Raw genomic sequence first — 21,315 nt, 5'->3', positions numbered from 1 at the left:
CGTGGCAGTATCCCCTCGCGATATTCTTTCCCGGAACGCGCGACGACTCCGGCCGCGAGAGCGGCTCACCGTAGATCGACTTCGAGGGAGCTTCATGCCACAGCAGACCGCTGTCATCGTCCTTGCTGCCGGTGCCGGGACACGAATGCGGTCGAAGACCCCGAAGGTGCTGCACACCCTCGGCGGGCGCTCGATGCTCTCCCACGCCCTGCATGCCGCGGCAGCGATCGATCCCACCGAACTGGTCACCGTCGTCGGACACGACCGGGACCGGGTCGGCGCCGCCGTCGACGACGCCGCGAAGGCACTGGGCCGGTCGGTTGCGACCGCCGTGCAGGAGGAGCAGAACGGTACCGGCCACGCCGTCGGCTGCGGGCTCACCGGGCTGCCCGAGAACTTCGACGGCACCGTGCTGGTGACGGCCGCCGACGTCCCCCTGTTGGACGCCGACACGTTGCGCACGCTGATCGACACGCACACCGCGGCACCCGCGGCCGCGGTCACGGTGCTCACCTCGACGGCCCCGGACCCGACGGGCTACGGACGGATCCTGCGGACCACCGACGGCGAGGTCGCGGCGATCGTCGAGCAGGCCGACGCCACCGATGCGCAGCGCGCGATCACCGAGGTCAACTCGGGGGTGTACGCGTTCGACGCGGCCACGCTGCGAGACGCCCTGTCCTCCCTGAGCGACGACAACGCACAGGGCGAGCTGTACCTCACCGATGTCGTCGCGATCGCCCGAGGCGCGGGGAAGATCGTTCGAGCCCAACACATCTCGGACAGCATTCTGGTGGCGGGCGCCAACGACCGCGTGCAGCTGTCCGCGCTCGCCGGGGAACTCAACCGCCGCGTCCTCGAACGCCACATGCGGGCCGGGGTCACCGTCGAGGATCCGTCGAGCACGTGGATCGACGTCGAGGTCACGATCGAACGGGACGTCACGCTGCGCCCGGGCGTGCAACTGCGCGGCACCACCACGATCGGCGAGGACGCCGTGATCGGCCCCGACTCGACACTCACGAACGTCACGGTCGGTGCGGGCGCATCGGTGATCCGCGTCCACGGCGACGACGCGGTACTCGGCGCCGGTGTCACCGTCGGCCCGTTCACCTACCTGCGGCCCGGTACCGTGCTCGGCGCGTCCGGCAAGCTCGGCGCGTTCGTCGAAACCAAGAACGCCGACATCGGCGCCCACTCGAAGGTCCCGCACCTGACGTACGTCGGGGACGCCACGATCGGCGAGCACAGCAATATCGGGGCGTCGAGCGTGTTCGTCAACTACGACGGCGTCCACAAGAGCCGCACCATCGTCGGATCCCACGTGCGCACCGGATCCGACACCATGTTCGTCGCACCCGTGCAGGTCGGTGACGGCGCCTACACCGGCGCCGGAACCGTGCTGCGCAACGACGTGCCGGCGGGGGCGCTCGCCGTCTCCGGCGGCAAACAGCGCAACATCGAGGGATGGGTGCAGCGCAATCGTCCCGGCACTCCCGCTGCCGAGGCAGCTCAACGAGCAGTACTGCAAGAAACCGATCGGCAAGAACAAAAGGATGGCGAAGACCAGTGAGCGCGATATCCAGCGACGTGCAGAAGAACCTCATGCTCTTCTCGGGCCGCGCACACCCCGAGTTGGCGGAGCAGGTCGCCAAGGAGCTCGACATCAAGGTCACGCCGCAGACTGCGCGTGACTTCGCGAACGGCGAGATCTTCGTCCGCTTCGAGGAGTCGGTGCGCGGCTCGGATGCGTTCGTGCTGCAAAGCTTCCCGGCACCGCTGAACCAGTGGCTCGTCGAGCAGCTCATCATGATCGACGCCCTCAAGCGTGGCTCGGCCAAGCGGATCACCGCGATCCTGCCGTTCTACCCGTACGCGCGTCAGGACAAGAAGCACCGCGGCCGCGAGCCCATCTCGGCCCGTCTCATCGCCGATCTCCTCAAGACCGCCGGTGCCGACCGCATCATCACGGTCGACCTGCACACCGATCAGATCCAGGGCTTCTTCGACGGCCCGGTCGACCACATGCACGCGCAGGGCCAGCTGGCCGACCACGTGCGCGACAACTACGGCACCGAGAACATCTGCGTCGTCTCCCCCGACGCGGGCCGCGTCAAGGTCGCCGAGAAGTGGGCCGACGCCCTCGACGGCGCCCCGCTCGCGTTCGTCCACAAGACCCGCGACCCGCTGGTTCCCAACCAGGTCAAGTCGAACCGTGTCGTCGGTGACGTCGCCGGCCGCACCTGCGTCCTCATCGACGACATGATCGACACCGGCGGCACCATCGCCGGCGCCGTCGAGGTCCTCAAGAACGCGGGCGCCGGTGACGTCATCATCGCCACCACCCACGGCGTGTTCTCCGACCCGGCAGCCGAGCGTCTCGCGAACTGCGGCGCCAAGGAGGTCATCACGACCAACACGCTGCCGATCCCCGAGGAGAAGCGTTTCCCGACGCTCACCGTCCTGTCGATCGCCCCGCTGCTGGCCCGCACCATCCAGGAAGTCTTCGAGAACGGCTCGGTGACCTCGCTGTTCAACGGCATCGCCTAGACGCTCTGCGCCTGTCGGCAGCTCCAGCTACCGACAGGCGCACAGGCGTAGCCTCGTCCTCGTGTTCACCGGCTTCCCGACCACCGCCCTGGACTTCTACGAGGACCTCGAGGCCGACAATTCCAAGGTCTTCTGGACGTCCCACCGTTCCGTCTACGACACCGCCGTGCGTGCACCGATGGTGGCGCTGCTCGACGAGTTGGAGTCGGAGTTCGGTTCCGGCAAGGTGTTCCGCCCGTACCGTGACGTCCGTTTCTCCAAGGACAAGACGCCGTACAAGACCCATCAGGGTGGGGTCGTCGAGACCTGCCCCGGGGTGGGTTTCTACGTCCAGATCGATGCGTCCGGCCTGTTCGTGGCCGGCGGCTTCTACTCCTCCACTCCCGACCAGCTCGCCCGCTACCGTGCAGCCGTCGACGACGATCGCCGGGGACGCGCCCTGCAGCGAACCGTGCGTGCCCTGAAGCGGTCCGGCTACGACATCGACGGCGACCGGTTGCGTACCCGCCCGCGAGGTACCGATCCCGCCCATCCGCGTCTCGATCTGCTCCGGCATCGGACCCTGTCGGCCGGTGTGCACCTGGGGTGCCCGGACTGGCTCGATTCAGCCGAGGCCGCGGACCGGGTCCGTGACGCGTGGCGGACGCTGCGCCCTCTCGTCGACTGGTTCACCGCCACGTCGGCGTAACACTCCGGCAGCGCGACGCGATGCCGGGCCGCTTCGGAGAACGCGTGTGGCACAAGACTTTGCCTGTTTCTTCACGTTCCCGTCTCCGTCCGGCAATGAGTTTGGTCACGACCGGTGGGAAAATGGGACCTCGGTGTAGCCGCGGCCGAGCGGTTGCCCTAATGTGGCTCGTCGTGATCGACGCGCAGACCGTGGAAAACCCCGCCGCAGCTCCCAGTTTTTCGAACACTCGATCGGCTCGCCGATGGACTCCCGGGTCGTGTGTGTGGTGCGGAAGCGACGAGTCGATCGAGGACCTGCGCAACGAGCCGCGGTGCGGTACGTGCCGGGAGCACGAGACCGTCATCGACGAGGCCCGCAAGTTCATGGGCATGTACGGTCTGCGCCCGATCGGCGGCACGTTGCAGTCCGACGACGAGGAGGAGCGCGAATGGCGGGTCGCCGCGCGTGACGCCCGTACAGCCCTCAACGGGATCCGTCTGGCCGAGCCGCCGGACCCGGCCCTGGTTCGCAAGTCACTGCGCCCCAAGGCTGCTCGTATCGTGACCGCGATCGAGGCGGACGCGGCTCCGGCCCGGAAGGCACCGGCACGACCGCGCACCGCGTCGACCCCCGCCCCCACCCCGACGGCCGCGGTCGCACCGGCGAAGAAGCTGGACGTCGCCGCGCTCGAGGAGCGGGTGACCGGTCTGCTCGATCAGCTGACCAAGGTGGACGCCCAGATCCAGCTCGCGGAGTCGTCGCAGGGCCTGGCGGCACGCGCTCGCCTGAACGATCTCAACGGACAGAAGGCGACCATCCTGCGTACGCTGGCGGCGCTGGAGAAGGCACGCCGCAGCGCCGGCGCCTAGGGCCTGCAGGAACACCGCGATGCTCGTCCGCGACGCCGTCGAAGGTGATCTCCCCGGGATCCTCGAGATCCACAACGAGGCGATCGCCAATTCGACGGCGATCTGGGACGAGGAACCCGCCGATCTCGGCGATCGACGGCGCTGGTTCGACGATCGTCGTGGCGCGGGTTTCCCGATCCTCGTCGCCGACGTCGACGGCCGGATCGCCGGATACGCGTCGTACGGGGTGTGGCGGGCGCGCAGCGCGTACCGGTTCACCGTCGAGAACTCGGTGTACGTGCACGTCGACCATCATCGTCGCGGGGTTGCCACAGCCCTGATGGCGGCGCTCGTCGAGCGGGCCCGCGACGCCGGCCTGCACGTGATGGTGGCGAGTGTCGAATCGTCGAACACCGGCTCGATCGCACTGCACGAGCGGTTCGGGTTCGTCACGGTCGCCCGGATGCCGGAGGTGGGCCGCAAGTTCGGTCGCTGGCTCGACATGACGTATCTGCAGTTGACGCTCTGACGTCACCGCCGCGCGCACACCAGCGCGAACCGTTCGTCGGCGTCGGTCCAGGTGCGAACCTCGCCGAATCCCGCGGTCCGCAATTCGTCGCGGAGTCCTGGAAGCCGGAATTTCGCGGAGATCTCGGTCCGGAGTTGCTCCCCGGCCGCGAACGTCACGTCGAAGCCCGGATCCGCTATGCGGACGGTCATCTCGTCGGTCGCCTCGAGTCGCATCTCGATCCATTCGGCGACCGGATCCCACACGGCGACGTGCCGGAACCGATCCGGTTCGAAGTCCGCGCCCAACTGTTTGTTCAGAACCGACAGCACGTTGCGGTCGAACTCGGCGGTCACCCCGGCCGCGTCGTCGTACGCCGGGACGAGGATCGCGGGATCGGTCACGAGTCCCACTCCGAGCAGCAGGTGGTCTCCCGCGTCGAGGACGTCGGCGATCCCGGACAGGAATTCCCGTCGTTCGTCGGGCACCAGGTTGCCGAGGGTGCCGCCGAGGAAGGCGATGGTGCGCCGGCCGCCGGTGGGCAGGTGGTGCAGCGACTCGGTGAAGTCGCCGACCACCCCGTGCACCTCGATGCCGGGGAACTCGTCGGCGGTCCGGCGGGCCGCGTCCCGCAGCGCGGTCTCGGACACGTCCTGCGGGACGTACCGTTCGAGTCCGGGCAGGCTGCGCAGCAGCAGTCGGGTCTTCTCCGACGACCCGGATCCGAGTTCGACGAGGATCCGCGGGTCGGTGACCGCGGCGATCTCCCCCGCATACCGTTCGAGCAGTGCCCGCTCGGTCCGGGTCGGGTAGTACTCCGGCAACCGGGTGATCCGCTCGAACAGCTCGCTGCCGCGGGCGTCGTAGAACCATTTGGGCGGCAGCCACTTCGGGGACGCCGTCAGCCCGTGGGCGACGTCGGCCCGTAGCGCCGCGCCCAGCTGCTCCGGGGTGATGTGCACTTCGAGGGTCGGTGCGCTCACGGGGGCTCCTTCACAGTGGCGTCTTCGCGGGGGCGTCTTCACGGGGGCGTCTTCACGGGGGCGTCTTCACAACGGCGTCGAGATCAGGTGTCCCGGCCGGGCGGTGACGAGATGCGCGTCGGGGATCGCCTTCCATTCGTGGTTGCGGTCGTAGGGTTCGGAGCTGACGACGGCACGGTCGTCGTCGACGAGCGCGGACAGCGAGTGGTCCCATGTGGTGGCCCACAGTTGCCGGCCGTCGCCGAGCAGCATGTTGAGCCGGGAGCCGGGGGCGGCGTCGGAAATCAGGGACGTCACCTGCATGAGCGCCACCTCCGGGCTGTGCTCACGCAGGGCGTCCCGCACGAGCAACCACACGAACGCCGAATCGGTGGGGGCCTCGAGACCGAGGAGGTCGAGCACGGGCAGGCGGCGTGCCGGTTCGGTCATCGTCTCGGGCCATCCGGCGATCCGCCCGTTGAGGCTGAACGCCCAGTGCCCGGACACGAACGGAGCGCACGCGCTGCGTTCGACGGGCATCCCGACGGTCGCCGACCGGACCGCGGCGACGATCGCATGGGACCGTGTCCGCGACAGCATCTCCGGCAGCACCGGGTCCGACCAGATCGGTTGCGCGCTGCGGTACCGCGAGATCGTCGACCCGGACCCCCACCACGCGGCACCGAAGCCGTCGGCGTTGACGGTGCCGCCGCCGCGCATGTCCCGCGGATCCCACGACTGGCGCAGCAGCGAGAACTCGCCGGCCGTGATCACCTCGCGGACCGACCGGGTGGGGCCGAGGTAGCCCAGATGCCGGCACATCTACAGGTCCCTCGCGCAACGGAACCCGGCGAAGATCTGGCGGCGGACCGGATGGTCCCAGTTGCGGAACGTGCCGCGGCACGCGATCGGATCGGTGCCGAACGAACCGCCGCGCAGCACCCGGTAGTCGCCGCCGAAGAACACCTCGGAGTATTCGCGGTAGGGGAACGCCGCGAAGCCCGGATAACCGGTGAACGGGGACGACGTCCACTCCCACACGTCCCCGATCAGTTGCTGCACTCCCAGCGGGGACGCCCCGTCCGGGTAGGCGCCGACCGGCGCCGGGGAGAGGTGTCGCTGCCCGAGATTCGCATGCTCGGGTCCCGGCGGATCGTCGCCCCACGGGTAGCGGCGGGAGCGACCCGTCACCGGATCCCAGCGGGCCGCCTTCTCCCACTCCGCCTCCGTGGGCAGACGTTTACCGGCCCACCGCGCGTAGGCGCTCGCCTCGAACCACGACACGTGCACCACCGGCTCGTCCGGCGGCACCGGCTCGAGCACCCCGAACCGTCGCCGCCACCAGTTGCCGCAGCCGTCGTCGATCCAGAACTGTGGTGCCTCGGAACCGGTCTCGGCGACGAACACCGCGTAGTCACCGTTGGTGACCGGCACGGTGTCGATCGCGAACGCGTCGACGAACACCCGGTGTCCGGGCCGTTCGTTGTCGAGCGCCCACGGATCGCTGCTCGTCCCCATGTCGAATTCCCCTGCAGGAACGACGACCTCACCGGGATCGCCCGCCGCGACGGCGGACGGTACCGGTTCCGCCGTCAGTACCGGACGCCCGAGCCGCAGCTGGTGCGTCGCGAGCATGGTCTCGTCGTGCTGCTGCTCGTGCTGCGCGATCATCGCGAACACGAATCCGTCCTCGACCAACCGCGATCCCCGGAACGTGCTGGCGTCCAAGATGTCCCACGTCTTGTCGCGCACCTCGTCAACGTAGCGGCGTGTCTCGTCCGGCCCCAGCAGCGGTAGAGCCGGCCGGGTCCGGCGCGGGTGTCTGAACGCGTCGTACAGATCGTCGATGTCGTGGCGGACCGGTTCCCGGCCGCCGACGTCGCGCACCAGCCACAGCTCCTCCTGGTTCCCGATGTGCGCGAGGTCCCACACGAGTGGGCTCATCAGGGGCGAATGCTGCGCGACGAGGTCCGCATCGTCGACGCTGATCGTGAGGACGGTGCTGCGCTGCCGGGCCCACGCCAGCGCCGCCGCCAATTCTTCTCGCAGTCCGCTCATCGTGTCTCCTTCCGGCATCGTCGCGCCTCGGTGGAAAGCTCCGCCGCCGCCCCCGGATCCACCGCGTACTCGGCCGCGAGCTCGAGTACCGCCGCCGCACCGGACCGCAGTTCGCGGTCGCGGAGACCGACACGGGCCGCGTCCCGCCAGCAGCCACGGGTCGTGGCCGTGACAGCGGAGACGTCCGGTGCCCGCAGCAAGGCCTCGAGTGCCACGATCGGCAGCCGCCGACGGCTACCGGGCTGCATGTCCAGGTACCGCACCTCGAGATGCCCCATTGCCCGCACCGGAGGGAACACCGTGGTCAGGTGGTAGTCGAGGTCGTCGTGGGTGGGCCGGCGGCCGAGAGCATCGTCGAGGCCGCCGCCGAGCCAGTCGGCGAACGTCGCCCCCGGTGGCGCGTCCCAGCACGGGCCGTCGCGTCGGACGCACAGCAGGGGAACGTCCAGGACCCATCGGGCGTAGTCGGTGATCGGATCGGCCGACACGTCCCCCGGACCAGCCGTGCGGGCCGGATCCAGTTCGAGCCACGTCCGCATCCGCTGCGACGCCCACTCCCCCGGCGGAATCCCGTGCAGCCGTGGGGAACACGCGAATGCCGCGATCAGGGCGGGACCGACGGAGTGCAGCACGCCCCACCGCCTCGCGACGTCGTCGCGGTCGGCTCCGGCGTCGACGCTGACCTGGACGGCGGCGGTGTTGCACATCATGAGCTTGCCGAACGGACCGATGCTCTCGAAGCGGTCCTCCATGGCCCGGTAGCGGGGCAGTCGCAGCAGCCGGTGCGCGCGCCGACCGGCGTCGGCGGCCACCGAGATCATGCTGATCGACCGGGCCGCGAGCAGGTCCTGCAGGACGGATTCGTCGGAAGCGAGAGCGTCGCACAGCGCCGCGGAATCAGGGTGTGGCGCGCTGGAGAGTTCGATCTGACCGCCGGGTTCGACGGTGACGAGACTGCCCGACGGCAGGGGCCGGGCGGGGGAATCGGGGACCAGGGAACGGGGCGCATGGGGGCCGAGAGCGGCGGCGATCGCACCGAGGTCGGGGCGGGCGGAATCCGGTCCGTCGCACGCCGTGAGCCATTCGACCTCGGCACCGATCAGCCGCGGCGGACCCAGTTTGAAACACACCCCGCCGATGTACGCTTCGGCCGCCGGCCGCGAGGTGAGGCCGGCGGACGGTGCTGCGACAACCATGCGATCCTCCCCTCGGGAGTGGGCCGGTGTGTTCTCCTCGACAGTAGGACGCCCCTCGAGGTGTCGCTACCGGAGAGGGGAAATGCCCGAATGCTCGATCTGAACCGACTGCGCCGGGACACCCCCGGCTGCCGCGACAGGGTGTTCCTGGACAGCGCCGGCTCGTCCCTGCCACCGCAGCCGGTCCTCGACACGGTGATCGGCCACCTGCGCCGGGAGGCGGAGGTGGGCGGCTACGTCGCGGCCGACGAACGCGCCGACGCCCTCACCGCCGTCCGGACGTCGGTGGCACGGCTGATCGGTGCGGCGCCCGGCGAGGTCGCGCTCGTCGACAGCGCGACCCGCGCCTGGAACACGTTCGTGGGTGCGGTGCCGTTCGCGCCGGGTGACCGCATCCTGGTCTCCCAGGTGGAGTACGCGAGCAACGCGATCACCGCACTACGACGCGCCCACGACACCGGTGCCGTCGTCGAGGTGGTGCCGAGCACCCCGGACGGTCGGATCGATCTGGGCGCGCTCGACGATCTGTTCGACGAACGGGTCCGGCTGGTGTCGCTGGTGCACGCCCCCACCAACGGCGGTCTGGTGAACCCGGTGCGCGAGGTGGTCGAGATCGCGCACCGGTACGGCGCACTCGTGCTGCTCGACGCGTGCCAGTCGGTGGGTCAGATCCCCGTCGACGTCACCGAACTGGGTGTCGACGCCCTGTCGGCGACGGGCCGCAAATGGCTACGTGGCCCGCGCGGCACCGGATTCCTCCATGTCCGGGACGAACTCGTGGCGCAACTCGAGCCGACGTCACTGGACCTGCACAGCGCCGAGTGGACCGGCCCCGGCACGTACCGCCCCGCATCCGACGCCACGCGCTTCGAGTTGTGGGAGTACGACGTCGCGGCCCGGCTCGGTCTCGGCGCTGCCGTCGACTACCTGCTGGACATCGGAATAGATGCTGCCGCAACGGCGATCGCCGACCGGGCCGGGAAGATCCGCCGCGGCCTCGACGCCGTTCCCGGCGTGACCGTCCGCGATCTGGGTACCGACCGCAGCGGCATCGTGACGTTCACCGTCGACGCCGCCGACCCGCACACTGTCCGAGATCTCCTGGCACGACAGCAGATCACCGTGACCGTCAGCGGACGGTCCTCGACGTTGCTCGACATGAGTGCCCGCGGCCTCGACTCCGTCGTCCGGGCGTCGCCGCACTACTTCGTCTCCGACGACGACCTCGACCGGTTCCTGACCGCCGTCGCCGGGATCCGCTGACGGCGTTCCCACTGTCCGGGAACTGCCTGCCGTTCACCCCCGCCGTCGTTCCATGATCTGGGTCACACGTTTGTTCGACTCAATCAGGAGAGGACGCCCACATGGCCACTGCCACCCCTATTTCCCCGATTTCCGCCGATCAGATCACCGAATGGACCTACGAGGCGGACGTCGTCGTCGCCGGCTTCGGCGTGGCCGGGGCGGCTGCCGCGGTCGGCGCAGCCCAGAACGGCGCCGACGTCCTGGTGCTCGAGCGCACCGGCGGCTGGGGCGGCGCCGCGGCGATGGCCGGCGGCTTCATCTACATGGGCGGCGGTACCCCACTGCAGAAGGCGTGCGGGTTCGAGGACACCGTCGACAACATGAAGGCTTTCATGAAGGCCGCGCTCGGCCCGGGCACCGACGAGGCGAAGATCGACGCCTACTGCGAGGGCAGTGTCGACCACTACCACTGGCTGGTCGACGAGTGCGGGGTTCCGTTCAAGGAGAGCTTCTGGGGCGAGCCTGGCTGGGAGCCGCCGGGCGACGACGGCCTGCAGTACACGGGTGGCGAGAATGCGGCCCCGTTCAACGCGACCATCCCGCCCGCACCGCGGGGCCACGTCCCGCAGATGCAGGACAAGCACGTCAGCTCCGAGAAGGGCGGCGGCTACATGCTCATGAAGCCGCTCGTGGATACAGCCAAGGCGTTGAACGTGCGCTCCGAGTACGACATGCGGGTGCAGACCCTGATCGTCGACGCGGACGGACGGGTCGTCGGCGTGCAGGCCAAGCAGTACGGCAAGGACGTCGCCGTCCGCGCCCGCAAGGGTGTCGTCCTCGCGACCGGCAGCTTCGCTTACAACAACCAGATGCTCGAGTCGTTCGCGCCGAAGATGGTCAACCGTCCGGCCGCCTCGATCGAAGAGCACGACGGCCGCTCCATCCGCATGGCGCAGGCCCTCGGCGCGGACCTCGCACACATGGACGCCGCCGAGGTCGCCTTCTTCTGCGATCCCCAGCTGTTCATCCGCGGCATCCTCGTCAACGGCCGCGGCCAGCGCTACATCAACGAGGACACCTACCCGGGCCGCGTCGGGCAGGCGACGCTGTACGAGAACCACAACGAGGCGTTCCTCGTGATCGACGAGGCGGCGTACGAGGAGGGCATGACCCGCCCGACGTCGAGCCCGCAGCTGCGTCACCAGCCCAAGTGGGTCGCCGAGACCGTCGAGGAACTCGAAGCCGAGATGGGGCTGCCCGCGGGTGCCCTGCAGGCCACCGTCGACGTCTACAACCGGCACGCCGAGAACGGCGAGGATCCGCTGTTCGGCAAGAAGACCGAGTGGGTCAAGCCGATCGGCTCCCCCGTCGCCGCGATCGACCTGCGCGGCATGACCGGCGGCTTCACCCTCGGCGGCCTGCGCACCAACACCGACTCCGAGGTGCTGCACGTCTCCGGTGAGCCGATCCCCGGCCTGTTCGCGGCCGGCCGCTGCACCTCCGGCGTCTGCGCCGGTGGCTACGCGTCGGGCACGTCCCTCGGGGACGGCAGCTTCTTCGGTCGTCGCGCCGGAATCGCCGCAGCCCGCGGCTGACCGGGGCCGGAGCTGACAGGGGCCGCGTCGTCCGGTAAGGTGTTTCGAGTTGTCTCGGCGAGGGAACTGCGCGCACCGCACAGTCACCGTGATCGACGCGGCCACGGCTTCGTAGAGCTTGCGCTCCGGTCGTTCGTGTCCGTCCGCCCTCGCCGCGACGAACGACTGTTCAACGAAGATCTCACGCGAGTTGTAGGAGCCGTTTTCATGTCCGACGAGAATCGTCTCGTAGCGTCCGTCCGCACCGAGTTCGGTAAGGGTGCCGCCCGTCGCGCCCGCCGTGACGGTCAGGTTCCCGCCGTGCTGTACGGCCACGGCACCGACCCGCAGCACCTGAACCTCCCGGCCCGGGAGTTCGCCGCGATCCTGCGTGCACACGGCACCAACGCCGTCCTCACCCTCGATGTCGACGGCACGGAGCAGCTGGCGCTGACCAAGTCGGTCGTCGTCCACCCGATCCGCCGCCACATCGAGCACTCCGACCTGCTGATCGTCAAGAAGGGCGAGAAGGTCTCGGTCGAGGTCCCGATCGTCATCACCGGTCTCCTCGCCCCCGGCGGCCTCCTCAACGAGGAGATCTCGACCGTCAAGCTCGAGGTCGAGGCCCTGCACATCCCCGACTCGATCGAGATCTCGGTCGAGGGCGCCGAGGTCGGCGCACAGTTCCTGGCCGGCGGCCTGACGCTGCCCCAGGGTGCCACCCTCGCCGACGACGCGGATCTGCTGCTCGTGAACGTCGTCGCCGCACAGGCTGCCGAGCCGGCCGCCGAAGAGGCCGAGGCCGAGGCCTGATCGCCTTCCCCCGCTTCACGCACAGCGGCGTGCCGAGCCCCGTTCGGGCTCGGCACGCCGCTGTCGTTCGGAAAGGACACCTGCAGCTGTGAGTGACGAGACCGGTACCGCGATCGTCGTCGGACTGGGCAATCCCGGACCCCAGTACGAGAAGACCCGACACAACATCGGCTTCATGGTCGCCGACGTTCTCGCGGGACGGGTCGGCGGCAAGTTCAGCGCCCACAAGCGCAGCGGCGCCGAGATCGTCCAGACCCGGCTCGCCGGCCGCCAGGTGATCCTCGCCAAACCGCGCACCTACATGAACCTGTCCGGCGGCCCCGTCGCCGGGCTTGCCCGCTTCTTCTCCGTGAAACCCGACTCCATCGTCGTCGTCCACGACGAACTGGACCTCGACTTCGGCACCGTCCGGCTCAAGCAGGGCGGCGGTGAAGGCGGCCACAACGGGTTGCGTTCGATCAGCAAATCCCTTGCCACCAAGGACTATCTGCGGACCCGCGTCGGCATCGGCCGGCCCCCCGGCCGCCAAGATCCCGCCGACTACGTCCTCAAACCGTTCTCCAGTGTCGAACGCAAGGAACTCGACCTCGTCTGCGAAGAAGCCGCCGACGCCGTCGAACTCGTCCTCCAGCTCGGCCTGGAAGCGGCACAGAACCGGCTGCACTGAGGCTGTCGCACACATACCGTGTTCCCCACTCCCCGGAATCCCCGCCACCTCGACATGCGCGAACTCGCCCCGAGGGGCCGGAACCGGCGGTGGCAAACAAGATCAGAACAGGTAACCTGACCCCAGGACTCGACACGGGGTGCCGTTCATCGGCTGAGAGAACACCCGTCGAACCTGATCTCGATCATACGAGCGAAGGGATGCCGAGCCGTCGACGGTTCGGTGCCGTCGAGGTCACGCAACCCTTCCCTATCCTGGGGAAGGAACACCATGCACATCAACGAACACCTGGTCCTCGTCACCGGAGCCGGCCGGGGCCTGGGCCGCCACATCGTCGAAGCGTTCGCCGACGAAGGCGCTGCCGTCGTCGTCAACTACCGTTCGAGCGCGGACAACGCCCGTGAAATCGCTGCGACGATCGGCGCGGACCGTGCCGTCGCGATCGCTGCGGACGTCACGGATCGCGCACAGGTCGACGCCATGTTCGCAACCGCTCGTGAGTATTTCGGGCGTCCGGTGACCACCGTGGTCAACAATGCGCTGCCGGATTTCCTGTTCAACGGGGATGCGCGGGAGAAGGCCGACAGGATCGGTGGAGAGGCGTTCACCGCCCAGTTCGACGGCATCGTCAAGGGTGCCGTGAACACGATCCAGGCCGCCGTCCCGGGCATGCGTGAAGCCTCGGGCGGATCTGTGATCAACATCGGCACCAATCTGTTTCAGCATCCGGTGGTGCCCTACCACGACTACACGGCCGCGAAGGCCGCGCTGCTGTCGTTGACACGCACCTTCGCCGCGGATCTCGGACCCGACGGCATCCGCGTCAACATGGTGTCGGGCGGGCTGCTGCGCACCACGGACGCATCGGCCGCCACCCCGGAAGCGGTGTTCGATCTGATCGCGTCGTCGACGCCGCTGCGCAAGGTGACCACGCCCGCCGACATCGCGGCCGCGGTCCTGTTCTTCGCCTCCGACTGGGCCCGGGCGGTCACGGGACAGAACCTGGTGGTCGACGGCGGCCTGGTGATGAACTGATGGCCGAGCAGCGCACCCTGCACCTCAACGCGTTCCTCTACGGTGTCGGGCATCATTCGGCGGCGTGGCGGCACCCGGATTCGTGCGCCGAACGGATCGGCGACATCTCCTTCTTCGAAGAGCTGGCCCGCACGGCGGAGCGGGGACACCTGGACGCGGTGTTCTTCGCCGACGGTCACAGCGTCGACCCGGAGTACACGGCCGGCACCACCTGGTTCCTCGAACCGTTGACCGCGCTGGCGGCGATGGCCCGAGCCACCGAGCGGATCGGCCTCGTGACCACGGTGTCGTCGAGTTTCTACACCCCGTTCCATGCGGCCCGACTACTCGCATCGCTCGATCACATCAGTTCCGGGCGGGCCGGGGCGAACATTGTGACGTCGATGTTCGACACCGAGGCACGCAATCACGGTTTCGACCGGCTACCGGACCACGAGGAGCGTTATTCTCGCGCCGAGGAGTTCATCGACGTCCTACTGGCACTGTGGGATTCGTGGGGCGAGGACGCGCTGGTGATCGACCGGTCGTCGGGCCGCTATCTCGATGCCGGCGACATCTCCCGGGTCGACCACCGTGGCCGGTTCTTCCGCGTGGACGGGCCGTTGACGGTGCCGCGGTGCGTGCAGGGCCGGCCGGTGTTGTTCCAGGCGGGGGCCTCCGATGCCGGGCGCACGCTCGCAGCACGGCATGCCGAGGCCGTCTATTCGGTGGCGTGGGATCTGCCTGCCGCAGTGGAGTACGCATCCGATGTGCGGGCCAGGATCGCTGCTGCGGGACGTGATCCTCGGACCGTGGCGATCCTGCCGGGCTTGGTGACCTACGTCGGCCGCACCGAGGAGGAGGCGCTGGCGAAGAAAGCGGAACTGGACGCCCTCCTCGACGTGGATGCGGCGATCGCGCAGCTGGGAGTGTTCACCGGCCAAGACTACACCGGGCACGATCTCGATGCGGCAGTGGCGGACCTGCCTCCCGTCGAGGAGTTCACGGGCCCGCAGGGCCGCTACTCGACGGTGCAGCGGATCATCTCCAGTAGGCGTCCGACCCTGCGGGAACTGTTGGGCTATCTTGCGGCGGGCGGCGGCCACGCCACGATGATCGGGACGCCGGAGACGATCGCCGACCGGATCGAGGAATGGTTTCGGTCGGGGGCGTGCGACGGCTTCAATCTGATGTGCCCCACCTACCCGGCGTCCCTCGACGATTTCGTCGACCTGGTGGTTCCGGAACTGCAGCGCCGCAACCTTTTCCGCTCCGAATACCCTGGCACGACACTCCGGGACAGCCTGGGCTCGGGTAGGCCGACCGTCCGGTGACCCGGAGACTGCTCGTAGCAGCCTCCGCTACGAGCAGTCTCCGGGTTCGCCGTTGCGGCAGTCCCGCTACGGGGTCGGCATCAGCTCCTGCGGGGTGACGCTGTCCGGTTCCGGATCGGAGACAGGTGCGGGCGTGGCGGGTTTCGAGGACGGTGTGGTGCTCGAGCTGCTGTCGAGGCCGTCACCGATGTCACCGATGATGCCGACGAGGACGAGCAGTGCCGCGACGGCCGAAGCGATCACGACACCCTTGCGGATCGGCTTCCTCGGCGCCGGTTCGGGTGGCGGGGCGAACGCGGCCGCGGTGTCACCGGCGAGGAACGCTTCGTGCCCGGCCTGGGCGCGGGCGGCAAGGGCAGCGGCATCGGCTTCGGTGCGGGCACGGCGGTCACGGATCGGGCGGCCGACAGCGAGATACCAGAGACCGGCCGCGAACAGCAGGGAGATCACGGCCGAGCCGACGTCGAGAAGAATGAGGTCGACGATCGCAATCCACGTACACACGGCGGCGAAGAAGCCGGCGACGACGCGGAGATAGGGGCGGACAGTGTTCATGGCCTTCCCGATCCAACTGGGCGGAGGCCCGGTGGCCTCCTGGTCCAGGTGATTGTGGCAGTGAAGTCCGACACCCCTCGGACGCCCCGTCGTGTCAGTAGGCTGCGTTGACCCCGTACTGGGCCTGCGCGCTGGTGAAGCCGTCGTACTGCAACTGCTCGATCAGCCCCCTCTGGGAGAACGGCATCGTCCCGAGGTACTGCCGGGCACTCAGCGTTGCCTGCTCGTTCCAGTCCACAATCCAGCTGTCCACTCCGTATGTCGCCTCTGCGGTGGAGAAGCCGTCGTACTCGAGTTGCCCGATCAACCCGCTTCGGGAGAACGCCGCCGATTCCAAGTACTGCTGGGCGGACCAGACCGCGTTCCGCTGACCGGAGCTGAGCTGCGGATCGGCAGCCATGGGTGCCATCGGAGTTGCGCTCCACTTGTTCTCGTTCATCGGGTATTTCCTCTGTTCAGGGGTGAGCCGCGCATGAACAAATGTGCGACACCGAGGGCGGGATACGAAGAATGTACTGCATTGATCCGACAAATCCAGTGCAACAACAAGTTCCGATATCGGACCTATTTTCCGGGCCCTGTCACGTAACGGGCCCATGGACGATCAGCCCGTGCCGAGTAGCTGCCGGGGCTGTCGATGAGCCGGGATCGTGTTGTCGGAACTCGCAGACTCGCTCAAAGAGGTGCTGCATCAACGCAGAACCATCGGTGACGACGCCGGCATCGCCCCGGCACCACAACCTTGCGGCATCCGTCCGTCATGCTGGCGGATCAGTTGTCGAATGGAGAGAATCACCTCATGACCTTGATCAGTGCGCTCCTACTGGTCGTCGGCACGATCGGAGCCCTCGGCTCCATCGTGTTCGGAGCAGCACTCGTCGGTCAGTGGACGATGGCCCTCACCGTGATATTCGTGGCGATCGCAGCGACGGGCGCACTCCTCATCAAGCCCCGACGCTGACCTCGATGCGAAGCACAGACAGCTCTGACCCGTTGACAGCGAACACCGGGACCCCCGTGTCATTCCCTGCGCCGATGCGCCCCCTGCGGCTCGGCCCGGTCAAGATGACACAACAGGGCGGTCGCGGCAAAGACCCCGATTCACAGCAGTGTGATCGAACTCGACCGCCGTAGTTTCCCCGACGAGGTCTTGGGGATGGCGCCGGGTCCGAGGACGGCGACGGTGCGGGGGCGGACGCCGACGTCGGAGACGATGGCGCGGGCCACGTCGCGTTCGATGCGGCGCACCTCGTCGGGGTCGTCGATGGCGTTGGTTTCGACTGCAACAGCGAAACTTTCACGCTTGTCACCGGCGTCGAGTCGGATCGCGACGGCATTACCGGGGCGCACACCCGCGACGGATCCAGCGGCGCGTTCGATGTCGGTGGGATAGATGTTGCGCCCGCCCATGATGATGACGTCCTTGACGCGTCCGCACACCACCACGAGCCCGTCCTCGGTGAAATAGCCGATGTCGCCGGTGTCGATCCAGCCGTCGTCGTCCTGGGTTTCGACCGGCCCGTCGGCCGTGAGATATCCTGGGGTGACGGATTTTCCGCGCAGTTCGATGATGCCGACGGCACGCCGCGGCAACTCGAGTCCGTCCCGGGCCACGACCCGCCCCTCCAGTCCCGGAACCAGCCGGCCGAGGGTTGCGAGCGGTCGGGCGTTGCTCCGATTCGACTGCACTGCAAGACCGCCCGCCTCGAGAAGGTCCGGATCGACGCGGTCGACGACGAGACCGACACCGGGTTCGGGCACCGACACCGCGAGTGTCACCTCCGCCATCCCGTACGTCGGCGCCAGCGCGGCCGGATCGAGCCCGAACCGGGTTCCGGCGTCGGCCAACGCGACCATCGTGTCCGGGTCCACGGGTTCGGCACCGTTGAGCAGGCATCGCATCGACGACAGGTCGTACTCCCCCGCCGGCGCCTGCGCGAGCCGACGCGCCAACAGCGAGTACGCGAAATTCGGTGCAGCCGTGACAGTTCCGCGATACTTGCCCATCAGCTCGGCCCACAGCAGCGGCGCCTTCAGGAAATCGAGCGGCGTGATGTGGACGGTGGTGGCGCCGATCTGCATGGGTACCGTGAGGAACCCGATCATGCCCATGTCGTGGAACAGCGGCAGCCAGCTGATCATCACGTCCCGCTCGGGACTGACCTTGAGCCGGTCGATCATCGCGTACGCGTTGGCGTAGAAGTTGCCGTGCGTGAGCTGCACGGCCTTGGGCGAGCCGGTGGAGCCGGACGTCAACTGCCGCAGCGCGATGTCCGACTCGGCCGTCTCGAGCGGGTCGATGTCCGGACCTTCGCGCATCGCGTCGATCGTGACGACGGTGATGCCGCGCTCGGCGAGGACCGGTGCCGCCGCCTCGAACGGGGCTCCGACGATCACCGCGGCCGCCGAGATCATTCCGACCACCGTCTCGGTGTCCTGCGCCCACACCTGCAGGTCGGTGCGCGGTGTCGGCTGATGCAGCATCGTCACCGAGCCGCCGCGCATCCAGATCGCCTGGCAGGCCGGTGCGATGTCGACCGGCATCCCCGCCAGCACCCCGATCGCGTCACCCCGCCCGATCCCGGCAGCGGCCAGCGCACCGGCCATGCGCCGGGCGATCGCATGCACCTCGCCCCAACTCTGGGTCAGGGGGGCGTCCGGCTCACCTGTGATCAGGGCCTGCGAACTGGTCGCGGCCGTGGCATACATCTCGTCGGTGAACATGCTCATGAGAAGCTCCTGCCGGTCCAGTGCGGACACTACGACGGTGTGGCGATCTCCGATCCGTATATCCGCAAGCGGTGCCGACCTGTTACCGCGTCCGAGCTCCCGAGTACCCTGGTAGCGGCCCCGAATCCGACCCTCGAGAGGTTCACCGTTGACCAGCGCGCCCGACTCGGCCGACATCGACACCGCCGAGAAGGCGGTCACCCCAGGAACCGAGACCCCCGGCGGGACCGCCCCGAAGTCCCTCGCGGCCGAAGCGGCCCGTCGCCGCACGTTCGCCGTCATCGCCCACCCCGACGCCGGTAAGTCCACGCTCACCGAGGCCCTCGCGCTGCACGCGAAGAAGATCTCCGAGGCCGGCGCCGTCCACGGCAAGGCCGGCCGCAAGTCGACGGTGTCGGACTGGATGGAGATGGAGAAGGCCCGCGGCATCTCGGTGTCGTCGACGGCACTGCAGTTCAACTACCACTCCGACGAAACCCCCGACGACCAGATCAACGTGATCAACCTCGTCGACACTCCCGGCCACTCCGACTTCTCCGAGGACACCTACCGCGTCCTCACCGCCGTCGACGCTGCCGTCATGCTCATCGACGCCGCGAAGGGTCTCGAACCGCAGACCCTGAAGCTGTTCCAGGTGTGCCACCACCACGGCATCCCTGTCGTCACCGTCATCAACAAGTGGGACCGCCCCGGTCGCACCCCCCTCGAGCTGCTCGACGAGATCAGCGAGCGCATCAACCTCACCCCCACTCCGCTGTACTGGCCGGTCGGTATCGCGGGCGATTTCCGTGGTCTGCTGCGTCGCGGAGAAGACGGCACCGCCGACGAGTACATCCGGTTCACCCGCACCGCCGGTGGCGCGAAGATCGCCCCCGAGGAGCGGATGACCCCGGACGAGGCGCTCGACCGCGAGGGCGACGAGTGGACGACCGCGGCCGAGGAGAGCGAACTGCTGTCGGCCACCGGGCAGGACCACGACCAGGAGATGTTCCTCGCCGGGCAGACGTCGCCGGTGATCTTCGCGTCCGCGATGCTCAACTTCGGTGTCCGGCAGATCCTCGACACCCTCATCGCCGTCGCCCCCGCACCCGGCCCACACAAGACCGTCACCGGTGACGAACGTGAGGTGACAGACCCGTTCAGTGCCGTCGTGTTCAAGGTGCAGGCCGGTATGGACGCCGCCCACCGCGACCGGCTCGCATTCATGCGCGTCGTGTCCGGCGTGTTCGAACGCGGCATGGTCGTCACGCACGCCCAGACCGGCAAGCCGTTCGCCACCAAGTATGCGCTGACCGTGTTCGGCCGCGACCGCAACACCGTCGAGAACGCCTACCCGGGTGACATCGTCGGCCTCGTCAACGCCAACGCGCTCGCCCCCGGGCACACGCTGTACACCGACAAGAAGGTCGAGTTCCCGCCGATCCCGTCGTTCGCGCCCGAGCATTTCGCGGTGCTGCGCGCCGAGAGTGCCGGCAAGTACAAGCAGTTCCGCCGCGCCGTCGACCAGCTCGAATCCGAGGGCGTCGTGCAGATTCTGCGCAACGACATCCGTGGCGACGCGTCCCCCGTCATGGCGGCCGTCGGTCCCATGCAGTTCGAGGTGGTCTCCGCCCGGATGAAGGCCGAGTTCAACGTCGCTCCGCTGATCGAGAACCTGCCGTACCAGCTGGCCCGTCGCACCGACTCCGAGTCCGCCGCCGAGCTGGGCCGTCAGCGCGGTGTCGAGGTGTTCACCCGCACCGACGGCGCCCTGCTCGCCCTGTTCAGCGACAAGTGGCGGTTGCAGTACATCCAGAAGGAAATGCCGGAGCTCACGCTCGAGGCACTCGTCGCCGCCGGCGACCAGTAGCGACCCCGTCGGCCTACCGGTCCGGCCGGACCGGTAGGCCGATGCGTCACGCATCTAGTTGACATTTCAACAACATGGGTCCACCATGGAGTCACCGCAATATAGTTGAAGTATCAACTATACCGTTCGAAGTCGACCCGAGGAGTCACCCATGGTCAAGATCGCCGTCATCACCGGATCCACCCGCCCCGGCCGCGTCAACCGACAGGTCGCCGAGTGGGTGCTGGCTCAGGCCCAGGAGCGCGGTGACGCCGACTACGAGCTGGTCGACATCGCCGACTACGCCCTGCCGGTCCTCGACGAGCCCTACCCCGCGGGCATGCAGAACTACCAGCACGAGCACACCAAGACCTGGTCCGCCAAGATCTCCGAGTTCGACGGTTTCGTCTTCGTCACCGGCGAGTACAACCACTCGGTGACCCCGGCCCTGGCGAACGCCATCTCCTACCTCAGCGCCGAGTTCGCGAACAAGGCCGCCGGCATCGTCGGCTACGGCTCCGCCTTCGGCGCCCGGGCCGTCGAGCACCTGCGCGGCATGCTCTCCGAACTCCAGGTGGCGCACGTGCAGAAGACCGGCATGTTCTCGCTGTTCACCGACTTCGAGAACTACTCCACCTTCACCCCGACCGCACAGCAGGCCGCCTCGCTCGCCCCCGTCCTCGACCAGCTGGTGCCGTGGACGCACGCCATGAAGTCCGTCCGAGAGTCCGCGATGGCCACCGCCTGACACTCCGTGCCGTGC

The 21,315-nt window shown here is 68.4% G+C and carries 21 protein-coding genes and 1 riboswitch; of the genes, 14 read left to right on the top strand and 7 right to left on the bottom strand.

Features of this window, described 5'->3' with window-relative positions:
* Nucleotides 1-94: 94 nt before the first annotated feature.
* The 5 genes from glmU to Q5696_RS05725 all read left to right on the top strand — a co-directional run bounded on the left by glmU (nucleotide 95) and on the right by Q5696_RS05725 (nucleotide 4,597).
* On the top strand, nucleotides 95-1,573 hold the full coding sequence (gene glmU / locus Q5696_RS05745; RefSeq protein WP_305094245.1) for a bifunctional UDP-N-acetylglucosamine diphosphorylase/glucosamine-1-phosphate N-acetyltransferase GlmU: 1,479 nt from the start codon (nucleotides 95-97) through the stop codon (nucleotides 1,571-1,573).
* Nucleotides 1,570-2,550: a ribose-phosphate diphosphokinase gene (locus Q5696_RS05740; RefSeq protein ID WP_305094244.1), complete on the top strand. Its 981-nt coding sequence runs from the start codon at nucleotides 1,570-1,572 to the stop codon at nucleotides 2,548-2,550. Before glmU ends, Q5696_RS05740 begins: the two co-directional genes overlap by 4 nt.
* Before the next feature lie 61 nt (nucleotides 2,551-2,611).
* On the top strand, nucleotides 2,612-3,238 hold the full coding sequence (locus Q5696_RS05735; RefSeq protein ID WP_305094243.1) for a DUF2461 domain-containing protein: 627 nt from the start codon (nucleotides 2,612-2,614) through the stop codon (nucleotides 3,236-3,238).
* A 173-nt stretch (nucleotides 3,239-3,411) separates the two neighbouring features.
* Nucleotides 3,412-4,089 carry a hypothetical protein gene (locus tag Q5696_RS05730; protein WP_370654868.1) on the top strand — a complete coding sequence of 226 codons (678 nt, stop codon included), beginning with the start codon at nucleotides 3,412-3,414 and terminating at the stop codon, nucleotides 4,087-4,089.
* A gap of 19 nt (nucleotides 4,090-4,108) precedes the next feature.
* Nucleotides 4,109-4,597: a GNAT family N-acetyltransferase gene (locus Q5696_RS05725; protein ID WP_305094241.1), complete on the top strand. Its 489-nt coding sequence runs from the start codon at nucleotides 4,109-4,111 to the stop codon at nucleotides 4,595-4,597.
* A gap of 2 nt (nucleotides 4,598-4,599) precedes the next feature.
* Here Q5696_RS05725 and egtD read toward each other — a convergent pair whose 3' ends face one another.
* The 4 genes from egtD to egtA all read right to left on the bottom strand — a co-directional run bounded on the left by egtD (nucleotide 4,600) and on the right by egtA (nucleotide 8,792).
* Nucleotides 4,600-5,559, bottom strand: coding sequence for an L-histidine N(alpha)-methyltransferase (gene egtD, locus Q5696_RS05720; RefSeq protein ID WP_305094240.1), 960 nt, complete (start codon nucleotides 5,557-5,559; stop codon nucleotides 4,600-4,602).
* 66 nt (nucleotides 5,560-5,625) lie between these two features.
* A complete protein-coding gene (gene egtC, locus Q5696_RS05715; protein WP_305094239.1) occupies nucleotides 5,626-6,360 on the bottom strand; it encodes an ergothioneine biosynthesis protein EgtC in 735 nt (244 codons plus the stop codon).
* The gene (gene egtB, locus Q5696_RS05710; protein WP_305094238.1) at nucleotides 6,361-7,596 is read right to left on the bottom strand and encodes an ergothioneine biosynthesis protein EgtB; all 1,236 of its coding nucleotides are present in this window, start codon (nucleotides 7,594-7,596) and stop codon (nucleotides 6,361-6,363) included.
* Nucleotides 7,593-8,792, bottom strand: coding sequence for an ergothioneine biosynthesis glutamate--cysteine ligase EgtA (egtA, locus tag Q5696_RS05705; protein ID WP_305094237.1), 1,200 nt, complete (start codon nucleotides 8,790-8,792; stop codon nucleotides 7,593-7,595). Before egtA ends, egtB begins: the two co-directional genes overlap by 4 nt.
* A 90-nt stretch (nucleotides 8,793-8,882) precedes the next feature.
* Here egtA and Q5696_RS05700 point away from each other — a divergent pair, with 90 nt between their 5' ends.
* From Q5696_RS05700 to Q5696_RS05675, 6 genes are all read left to right on the top strand, one after another.
* On the top strand, nucleotides 8,883-10,055 hold the full coding sequence (locus Q5696_RS05700; protein ID WP_305094236.1) for an aminotransferase class V-fold PLP-dependent enzyme: 1,173 nt from the start codon (nucleotides 8,883-8,885) through the stop codon (nucleotides 10,053-10,055).
* A gap of 101 nt (nucleotides 10,056-10,156) precedes the next feature.
* Complete coding sequence (locus Q5696_RS05695; protein ID WP_305094235.1) at nucleotides 10,157-11,632, top strand: FAD-dependent oxidoreductase; 1,476 nt, start codon at nucleotides 10,157-10,159, stop codon at nucleotides 11,630-11,632.
* Nucleotides 11,633-11,839: 207 nt separating this feature from the next.
* Entirely contained in the window at nucleotides 11,840-12,424 is a 585-nt protein-coding gene (locus Q5696_RS05690) for a 50S ribosomal protein L25/general stress protein Ctc (RefSeq protein ID WP_305094234.1), read from the top strand.
* Between the two features lie 88 nt (nucleotides 12,425-12,512).
* Entirely contained in the window at nucleotides 12,513-13,091 is a 579-nt protein-coding gene (gene pth / locus Q5696_RS05685) for an aminoacyl-tRNA hydrolase (RefSeq protein WP_305094233.1), read from the top strand.
* A gap of 125 nt (nucleotides 13,092-13,216) precedes the next feature.
* Nucleotides 13,217-13,309: riboswitch (TPP riboswitch) on the top strand.
* A gap of 52 nt (nucleotides 13,310-13,361) precedes the next feature.
* Complete coding sequence (locus Q5696_RS05680) at nucleotides 13,362-14,126, top strand: 3-oxoacyl-ACP reductase (RefSeq protein WP_305094232.1); 765 nt, start codon at nucleotides 13,362-13,364, stop codon at nucleotides 14,124-14,126.
* A complete protein-coding gene (locus Q5696_RS05675; RefSeq protein WP_305094231.1) occupies nucleotides 14,126-15,439 on the top strand; it encodes an LLM class flavin-dependent oxidoreductase in 1,314 nt (437 codons plus the stop codon). The genes Q5696_RS05680 and Q5696_RS05675 overlap by 1 nt, the downstream gene beginning before the upstream one ends.
* A gap of 66 nt (nucleotides 15,440-15,505) precedes the next feature.
* On the opposite strand, the gene Q5696_RS05670 is transcribed toward Q5696_RS05675, so the two are convergent.
* A complete protein-coding gene (locus Q5696_RS05670) occupies nucleotides 15,506-15,994 on the bottom strand; it encodes a hypothetical protein (protein WP_305094230.1) in 489 nt (162 codons plus the stop codon).
* Nucleotides 15,995-16,088: 94 nt separating this feature from the next.
* A complete protein-coding gene (locus tag Q5696_RS05665; RefSeq protein ID WP_370654867.1) occupies nucleotides 16,089-16,433 on the bottom strand; it encodes an Ltp family lipoprotein in 345 nt (114 codons plus the stop codon).
* 360 nt (nucleotides 16,434-16,793) lie between these two features.
* Here Q5696_RS05665 and Q5696_RS05660 point away from each other — a divergent pair, with 360 nt between their 5' ends.
* On the top strand, nucleotides 16,794-16,955 hold the full coding sequence (locus Q5696_RS05660; protein WP_305094229.1) for a hypothetical protein: 162 nt from the start codon (nucleotides 16,794-16,796) through the stop codon (nucleotides 16,953-16,955).
* Nucleotides 16,956-17,095: 140 nt separating this feature from the next.
* Here Q5696_RS05660 and Q5696_RS05655 read toward each other — a convergent pair whose 3' ends face one another.
* Nucleotides 17,096-18,724, bottom strand: coding sequence for a fatty acyl-AMP ligase (locus tag Q5696_RS05655; RefSeq protein ID WP_305094228.1), 1,629 nt, complete (start codon nucleotides 18,722-18,724; stop codon nucleotides 17,096-17,098).
* 148 nt (nucleotides 18,725-18,872) lie between these two features.
* Between Q5696_RS05655 and Q5696_RS05650 the strand changes: the two genes are divergently transcribed.
* Nucleotides 18,873-20,573, top strand: coding sequence for a peptide chain release factor 3 (locus tag Q5696_RS05650; protein ID WP_305094227.1), 1,701 nt, complete (start codon nucleotides 18,873-18,875; stop codon nucleotides 20,571-20,573).
* Nucleotides 20,574-20,724: 151 nt separating this feature from the next.
* Entirely contained in the window at nucleotides 20,725-21,300 is a 576-nt protein-coding gene (locus tag Q5696_RS05645; RefSeq protein ID WP_305094226.1) for an NADPH-dependent FMN reductase, read from the top strand.
* The last annotated feature ends 15 nt before the right edge of the window (nucleotides 21,301-21,315 follow it).

The organism is Prescottella sp. R16, assembly GCF_030656875.1.
In the GTDB taxonomy this organism is placed as follows: Bacteria; Actinomycetota; Actinomycetes; order Mycobacteriales; family Mycobacteriaceae; genus Prescottella.
The sequence above is the reverse complement of the archived record's forward strand: the minus strand, read 5'-3'. Positions and strand labels throughout refer to the sequence as shown.